The sequence below is a fragment of the Moorena sp. SIO1F2 genome (genome assembly GCF_010672755.1).
In the GTDB taxonomy this organism is placed as follows: Bacteria; Cyanobacteriota; Cyanobacteriia; order Cyanobacteriales; family Coleofasciculaceae; genus Moorena.
In genome coordinates, this window is the sequence record NZ_JAAHFV010000381.1 from 1 (window position 1) to 5941 (window position 5941).

The 5941-nt window shown below is 44.4% G+C and carries 6 protein-coding genes; 4 read left to right on the top strand and 2 right to left on the bottom strand.

The genetic code is table 11. The features are described 5' to 3' along the window. The first annotated feature begins 336 nt into the window (after positions 1–336). Positions 337–675, top strand: a complete 339-nt coding sequence (gene psb28, locus F6J94_RS28755) for a photosystem II reaction center protein Psb28 (RefSeq protein ID WP_293025759.1) — start codon at positions 337–339, stop codon at positions 673–675. A 285-nt stretch (positions 676–960) separates the two neighbouring features. Here the strand turns inward: psb28 and F6J94_RS28760 are convergent, their stop codons facing one another. After that, positions 961–1479: a hypothetical protein gene (locus F6J94_RS28760; protein WP_293025757.1), complete on the bottom strand. Its 519-nt coding sequence runs from the start codon at positions 1477–1479 to the stop codon at positions 961–963. A 310-nt stretch (positions 1480–1789) separates the two neighbouring features. Here F6J94_RS28760 and F6J94_RS28765 point away from each other — a divergent pair, with 310 nt between their 5' ends. Continuing rightward, positions 1790–3250, top strand: coding sequence for a heme peroxidase family protein (locus tag F6J94_RS28765; protein WP_293046683.1), 1461 nt, complete (start codon positions 1790–1792; stop codon positions 3248–3250). A gap of 135 nt (positions 3251–3385) precedes the next feature. Here F6J94_RS28765 and F6J94_RS28770 read toward each other — a convergent pair whose 3' ends face one another. Continuing rightward, positions 3386–4309 (bottom strand): M20/M25/M40 family metallo-hydrolase, encoded by a 924-nt coding sequence (locus F6J94_RS28770; protein WP_367142285.1) that lies wholly within the window; start codon positions 4307–4309, stop codon positions 3386–3388. Positions 4310–5277: 968 nt separating this feature from the next. Between F6J94_RS28770 and F6J94_RS28775 the strand changes: the two genes are divergently transcribed. Together F6J94_RS28775 and F6J94_RS34485 are read left to right on the top strand one after the other, a co-directional pair. Next, entirely contained in the window at positions 5278–5478 is a 201-nt protein-coding gene (locus F6J94_RS28775) for a hypothetical protein (protein ID WP_293046685.1), read from the top strand. A gap of 329 nt (positions 5479–5807) precedes the next feature. Then, the coding region (locus F6J94_RS34485; RefSeq protein WP_367142286.1) for a fused MFS/spermidine synthase at positions 5808–5941 on the top strand (134 nt) is incomplete at its 3' end.

A 5941-nucleotide genomic window follows, 5' to 3' on the forward strand; every position in this document is an offset into this window, starting at 1 on the left:
ACTTTATGATTAAGGCTGCCTTATTTTAAGGTTTCGTCTCCGGGTTGATTTTTTTTGACTTTAACTAAATAGTCATTCCCTGACTCGACGATAGCTGCCAGAGTTTTTTTTTGACAATGAAGAGCATTGTATGATCTAGTGATTGCTTAAATCGGTTTGCCGAAACGGTATCAGTGTAATCCCATTTTCCCACTGCTTAGGCTAAATTTGGATTATTTTCGCCATTGCTAGGTCGTGAACCTAGGCATCAGTTAAAATTTTTTGCCATTTATTGCAGCTTGGATGAGAAGATAGTGGTGTAAAGATTCTTAATATTTTCTTAATCGGACTTATAGCATGGCAGAAATTCAGTTCTCTAGAGGCATCAAAGAAGAAGTTGTACCCGATATACGTATAACTCGCTCGAAAACTGGTCAGACTGGCACTGCAACCTTTTATTTTAACAAGCCTCAAGCTATCGATAAAGACTTTAAGGAAGATATCACCGGAATGTACATGGTTGACGAAGAAGGTGAGATTTCTACCAGTAAGGTTAATGGCAAATTTGTTAATGGTGAACCAATGGCTATAGAAGCAACTTACATAATGAAATCTCGAGAGCAGTGGGATCGTTTCATTCGTTTTATAGAACGGTATAGTGAAGAAAATGGACTTACTAAATCCAAACAGGATTAAGCTGAGTCTTCAGTGCTGGGTACTAAGTCTGGTTTACAGGGTCTGGTTTACAGCTAACCGTCAACCGTCAAAAACGCTTAAGCATATGCGCGAAGCGCACGCGTGCGCGTTCAGCTCACGGCTGAACGCGAACAGCGGTCAGCCGTAAGCAGACTTAACTCAGATTAAACGAAGGCTTACCTCTTTCATTCAAAAGCTGTTCGCGTAGGGTGCCCGTAGCGCATTAGCTGATAGCTGATAGCTGATAGCTTACAAAAAAGCTTAGTACTCAGCACTATACCCAAGTCAGATGTCGCTGATTTCCTTAGTAATCACATTAATGGGAGGAGAGCAATACACGCAAAGCTCATTAGCAATAGCTACCGCTTCTTCAGGGGTTTTATCTAAGTACATTGCCGTCAGAGCATAATCTTGTCCAGCACCAATGGCACCAAATTCATTAATTTTATCCACGAGATAGCCATCACTGATACAAAAAATATCCCTTTCTACTGCTAACAAATATTCATTTCTGCGACCAAAGGTATCGTCTTTATCCTTTGCCCAAGCATAAAATTCCACAATAAAATCGAGAACAGCCTCAACGGTAGGAGCGGCTGGAGAATGGTTTCTGGCAAATATTTGCATGAAACTCAGTTCCATGGTATATCCCACGCCGCCAATAATCATGTTATTGATTTCAAATAGCTTGCCCCACTCATCCCCAGTGACCCGGTGAGTTTGCTTGAGGTATCCTGACAGCCGAATGCTGTCGGAGGCAAAAACTAGTTTATCAGGGTATTTTCTGGCAGCCACAACGCTCATAAAGTTGCTCCTAATGGTTTTAGTGGTTGATTACGGTGAAACAGGCACCGATATAGCAGTCATTAACAACCCAGTTTAGACCTTATCCATGGGAACTAGTTGCTGTAGTAACGCCCAAAGCCGAGCTGATCTGGTCGGTTTGATGCACTGCCCACCTTCTTTAGACTGACTTCTGAGGTCTGACTTGCGCGTAGCACTATACAACATATCCTTGCCAAAAATTTCACCCTCGAGGGTACTGTTATTAATCTGTTTGGTAGCTCATAGTGGATATATAAACCACAAAAACAGGTATAAAAGCAGCTTAATTATGTTAAGACGCCATGGATTTGGTCCTCGCAAGGGTGAACATCAACCCCCCAGTGAATTTGCCCCCACAGGTAAGTTTGGCAGAATGTTTCCTAATCTACCTGCTTTCACCCCTTCAGAAGAGGGTTTGACTCAGCTGGGGAACGCCATGAATGATACTGACCCTAATAATCCAAAGGGCGATAATATCAATGTACCTGCTGGTTATACTTATTTGGGTCAATTCATCGATCATGACATTACCTTCGATACCACTGCTCTCGGAGATATGATGGTTGACCCCTTGGCGGTGAAAAATTTTCGCACGCCAAAGCTGGATCTTGATAGTCTGTATGGTTCTGGTCCTGATGTTCAACCCTATCTCTACCAAATCGATGACTCAGATCTGTTTTTAATTGGCAAAACTAACCAACAACCTGGTGGTGGCGATTCGTCTATTCCCACAGAATTGCCCAACGATTTGCCTCGTTCTCCTAGTACTCTGGCCATCATTGGTGACCCCCGTAATGATGAAAATTTAATTGTTGCCCAGACCCACCTAGCTTTCCTGAAGTTTCACAACAAGATAGTTGAGGGCATCCGTGATGGCAGCATTAAATCAGACTCTATCATGGGCAAGTCTACCTTTGAGGCAGCCCGAGAATTGGTAGTTTGGCACTATCAGTGGATTGTACTGTTCGACTTCTTGTCTCGCGTCATTGACCAGAAGCAGCTAATAGAAGTACTTGAAGGCGGTCGGCGCTTCTTCAAGTTTGGTCAGGATCCGTTCATGCCTGTGGAATTCTCTGTAGCAGCTTATCGTCTCGGACACAGCATGATCCGTGCGGATTATGACTACAACCGAGTGTTTACTTCTCGTCCTGGTGGGGTAACTCCTGCAACCTTACAACTGCTGTTCTTATTCACCGCTCAATCGGGTCAAATCGTTCCTATTCCCAGTGATTGGATAATTGACTGGCGTCGCTTCTTCCCGATCGATCCTAATGTACCGGTTAACTTGAGCCGCCAACTTGATCCATTTCTAGTTGACCCCCTCAAGAATTTGCCTAATGTTCCACCACCGAATTCCCTAGCGGTGAGAAATCTGTTGCGTGGTCGTAACCTTGGCTTGCCCGCTGGTCAAGATGTGGCTCGCTGCATGGGATTCCGGCCCTTGAGTAAGGAAGATATTTCCACAGGCCAAGATGGCAATGTTGCCGCCCAGTTTGGTTTTGATGTTAAGTCCCCCTTGTGGTACTATATCCTCAAAGAAGCCCAAATCCAAGGTAACGGAGTGCGTTTGGGGGATGTAGGAAGCCGTATTTTGGCTGAAGTTTTTGTTGGTCTTATCGAAGGCGATCGCAACTCATTTTTATCACGCTGCTCCCAGTGGACGCCGATACTTCCTTCTGAAAAACCAGGAACATTTACTATGACAGACTTGTTGAAGTTTGTCGGAGATGCTAACCCAATTGGCGATTAATCCCAAGGATTAGCTGACGCGAAGACACTAGTTCCTTTAGGGTCGGCAGTGCTTAATAACGCCCCAAGGTTGATCTGTTCTGTCTGTATGATGCACTGCCCACCTTCTCTAGAAGATTCCCAATTCCCGATCCCCCTAGACAAGATTTCCAAGACCAGCGATTAAGCCGCGACAGACACTAGTCATAAAATCTAAGTCCAGGGTATCAATGCGATCGCTTGGTTTATGGTAATGGGGATTGCGCAGAAATGCTGTATCGGTTACCATCAAAGCTGGATAACCTTGGTCCCAAAATGGAGCGTGGTCACTGAGTCTGGTCTGAGGAACGATTACCCCTCGTAATGGTACTGGTAAGCACTGACAAGGGATCCCAGCTTGGCGGATAAAGCGAGCTAAATGCCTAAAGTCAAGGATTGTTGGCAAGTTTCCCACTAAAGCAATGAAGTCCCCCTGATTGGGGTAAAAGTATTTTAGTCCTGGTGGGTACCATTGGGAATTGGGAGTGCGATCGCAATACCCTAACATTTCCAAAGACAGCATTAACCGCAAGGGTTGCTGTTGTTCTTTTAAATAGGCAGCATAGGCAGCACTTCCGAGCAATCCATACTCTTCCATATCAAATGCTACTAGTCGGACTGGGTGTGTAGGCGCTTGAGTGGCAAAGGCTCTAGCTAACTCCAAGAGCACCGCTACACCGGTAGCATTATCATCTGCTCCTGGGCTTCCAGGTACCGCATCATAGTGAGAGCCAATTAAAATCGGAGCAAACTGTTGCGGTCTCGCCTCTTTTGCCGGTAGATTCAGAATCAGATTATGATGGGTTTTGCCCGACACCTGAAACTTGTGAATTTCAACGCTTCCCCACTGTTCTAATTCTTGGCGGATGTACTCCTGGACATAGAAATGTCCCCCAGATGCCATATACGGATCGCGATCGCGTACTATCTGACTGAGGTGGGTGATTAGACGTTCTTTTAGATCCAAAGTAATGTAATCAGGCAGAAGATTATCATCTAATCTTACCATCTGGGGATTTGGGCGATTGAGTGGTAAAGGCATAGGCTTTGGGCAACAGAACCGCTACACCAGTACCATGATTATGTCCTCAGGTGATTTCCGGGTAACCGATTGTAGTCAAAATCCCTGATTATGGGATATAATTAGATTAAACTATTCCGATATTTTTTCTCGTGTCCAGGTAGATTCAGCATTACATGGTGATGGCTTCTAGCCAACACTTGATTCTCCTGGATTTCGAGACTTCCTAATTTTTTTAATTCTGAGCAGATGGACTGCGACCCAAAGAAATGCCCCCCATCTCCCATATACAGATTGCGATCTACAGCGTTTGTATATGGGTTGTAAACACACTTCTTGTAAAAAAAGGCAGCTATGCTGAAGTAAAGGAGTAAGGTTTCAAGGGGAATGTTTTTTGATAACTAATTATCCGGACATGATATCAAACAGCTTTGAGGAGATGCACCCTGACAACAAGGCAAAAGGTAACAGGCAAAAGGCAACATTAGGAAAGAGATCTGAAGTTCCTTATTCCCTACTTCCTCCTCCCAGCCCTATCCTTAAAATTACTAGTTAAAATTACCGTAAGCATTCAGCTATCAGCTCTCAGCTATCAGCTCTCAGCTATCAGCTTTGAGCTTTTAAATAAAACAAGTAAGCATTCGTTTAATCTTTGTTAAGTCAGCTGACGGCTGACGGCTGACGGCTGAATGCTAACGGCTGAATGCTTACAAATTACCAAAGCGATCGCTTACCAATGATTATGCGATTCTCTGCAAGATACCCTACGGGATTCTCTGACAGAGACCCTAAGGGATTGACCTAAGGTCACGCTACGCGATGAAGCGAACGCGCCCCGCGTGGCCTTAGGCCTCAGCTTCCGCTAAGAGCGATCGCTTTTTTTTATTATCCCTAAAACTCCCCAAAAAAAACTTTTCAAAACCCTTGACAAATAAAATCATAATCATTACTATTATTTATATAAACCTAACGAGTTCAAATTTTGATCTATGTCAAAAGACTTTAAGTCAAACTTCAAGAAACAACCTGTTGAGCACACTCTGAAAGGCTCTCGTGAAGCAGTAATCTATAGTATCCAAATGCTTTATAAATTGGGCTATGGGTCGATTGCGGAATGGACTCCTCTTGAGGCGACTGAGGTTCCAGGGGAAGTGATTACTAAAATGATGAAGTATTGGCTGTTGCCATAACACTTTAAATTTCTGGGGGGGTTTTCCCCCCCTGGCAAAGGCTCCGGTCTGTTAGTGTAGCTTGGCCTGTGGCCAATTACATCGGATTACATCAGTTTCGGTTTGGGAACTCATTGACATAGATCATTGAAATAGCCGTGGATAGTATTTCTACGGCTATTTTTTTTGATTTTTGATACTTATATAAAAAGGGAATCGGGAATCGGGAATCGTGGGAAAATATTGTGTAAATTATAGTTATAAAAAACGCTGTAAATTGGCTAGTATTCAGTTATAAAAAAAAATCAAACTATCTCCTGGCCGACCCGGCCCTCGACCGCCTGACCCAGGTGACCGGCGACGCTCGGATCGGGCTGGTCGGTCAACCCGACGATTCCTTCGACGTGGTCATCGGCGACGCCTACAGCGGACTATCGGTGCCCTGGCACCTGACAACGGCCGAGTTCGTGGCCGAGATCGAACG

Bases quoted from the DNA above. Each gene is read 5' to 3' on its own strand.
- psb28 (WP_293025759.1), top strand. From the start codon at position 337: ATGGCAGAAATTCAGTTCTCTAGAGGCATCAAAGAAGAAGTTGTACCC.
- F6J94_RS28760 (WP_293025757.1), bottom strand. From the start codon at position 1,479: ATGAGCGTTGTGGCTGCCAGAAAATACCCTGATAAACTAGTTTTTGCC.
- F6J94_RS28765 (WP_293046683.1), top strand. From the start codon at position 1,790: ATGTTAAGACGCCATGGATTTGGTCCTCGCAAGGGTGAACATCAACCC.
- F6J94_RS28770 (WP_367142285.1), bottom strand. From the start codon at position 4,309: ATGCCTTTACCACTCAATCGCCCAAATCCCCAGATGGTAAGATTAGAT.
- F6J94_RS28775 (WP_293046685.1), top strand. From the start codon at position 5,278: ATGTCAAAAGACTTTAAGTCAAACTTCAAGAAACAACCTGTTGAGCAC.